We start from the raw sequence: 1,474 nt of genomic DNA on the forward strand, positions 1-1,474 counted from the left end.
AGGCTCAACGTCAATAAAGCAATTGGAATAAAGCACCTATGATTATTTAAAAAAATAAGTTATAATACATTCAAAAATATTTTTGAATGAGGTGTAATTATGTTTCAGACTATTGTAACTGCTGCTATTCTTTATATTGCGACAGCATTAGACTTATTAGTGATTTTATTAATGTTCTTTGCTAGAGCAAAGACTAGAAAAGAATATCGAGATATTTATATTGGTCAATATGTAGGATCTGTAGCATTGATTGTCATAAGTTTATTCTTTGCCTTTGTCTTAAATTATGTTCCTGAAAAATGGATATTAGGATTGTTAGGGTTAATACCGATTTATTTAGGAATTAAAGTGGCTATTTATGGGGATAGTGACGGAGAAGAGAGAGCTAAAAAAGAATTGAATGAAAAAGGATTGTCTAAATTAGTTGGTACGATTGCAATTGTTACGATAGCAAGTTGTGGTGCTGATAATATCGGTTTATTTGTTCCCTATTTTGTGACATTAAGTGTTACTAATTTATTAATTACTTTGTTTGTCTTTTTAATTTTAATTTTCTTCTTGGTATTTACTGCACAAAAATTAGCTAATATTCCAGGAGTTGGAGAAATTGTTGAGAAATTTGGTCGTTGGATTATGGCTGTTATTTATATAGCTTTAGGTTTATTTATCATTATAGAAAATGACACTATTCAAACAATTTTAGGATTTATATTTTAATTTAGGGTGTGATTTCATATGAGTTATGAAAATGCATGTGATGTGATCTGTGTACATGAGGATAAAGTTAACAATGCTTTAAGTTTTTTAGAAGATGATAAATCTAAGAAATTACTTAACATTTTAGAAAAGATTTGTGATGAGAAGAAATTGAAAATTATATTATCTTTGATTAAAGAAGATGAGTTGTGTGTTTGTGATATTTCTGTGATATTGAAAATGAGTGTTGCTTCAACTTCACATCATTTAAGACTTTTATATAAAAATGATGTACTTGATTTTTATAAAAAGGGAAAGATGGCATATTATTTTATTAAAGACGATGAAATAAGAGAGTTTTTCTCTAAAAATCAGAAGGGTTTTTGAAACGAGTGAAACGAGTTTCTTCTTGTCTTGATACTATAAAAATAAGCAAAGATATAACATAAAACTACTTATCGGAAGTTATATGTAACTCATCTAGTACAGATGATATAATATACAGGTCGCCTATCTCTCAGGCGTCAATTTAGACGCAGAGAGGAGGTGCATATTAGATGGTCGAAGCTCTTGTTCACATCACGACCACAGTCATCAGTGGTTGTATTGTTGCGTTATTTACGCATTGGCTACGTACACGTAACAATAAGAAAAAATAGGCGATATTAGCCAACACCTAAAAACCCCCTCACTACTCGCAATAGTGAGGGGGTTGGTGCATATAATGCACGAAGCTCTTGTTATCTAAATTATAACACTGGTTAGTAGAGGAATGCAA

General features: G+C 30.3%; 3 protein-coding genes. All 3 read left to right on the forward strand.

All coding sequences use genetic code 11. From position 1 onward, the window contains the following. Positions 1 to 99 precede the first annotated feature (99 nt). The 3 genes from HMPREF2578_RS07690 (at position 100) to HMPREF2578_RS11030 (ending at position 1,355) form a co-directional block, all read left to right on the forward strand. On the forward strand, positions 100 to 717 hold the full coding sequence (locus tag HMPREF2578_RS07690; protein WP_002500367.1) for a CadD family cadmium resistance transporter: 618 nt from the start codon (positions 100 to 102) through the stop codon (positions 715 to 717). Between the two features lie 18 nt (positions 718 to 735). Then, entirely contained in the window at positions 736 to 1,083 is a 348-nt protein-coding gene (locus HMPREF2578_RS07695; RefSeq protein ID WP_061815578.1) for an ArsR/SmtB family transcription factor, read from the forward strand. A 170-nt stretch (positions 1,084 to 1,253) separates the two neighbouring features. Next, positions 1,254 to 1,355, forward strand: coding sequence for a type I toxin-antitoxin system Fst family toxin (locus tag HMPREF2578_RS11030; RefSeq protein WP_000228874.1), 102 nt, complete (start codon positions 1,254 to 1,256; stop codon positions 1,353 to 1,355). Positions 1,356 to 1,474 lie beyond the last annotated feature (119 nt).

The sequence above is a fragment of the Staphylococcus sp. HMSC072H03 genome (genome assembly GCF_001809305.1).
GTDB lineage: Bacteria > Bacillota > Bacilli > Staphylococcales > Staphylococcaceae > Staphylococcus > Staphylococcus hominis.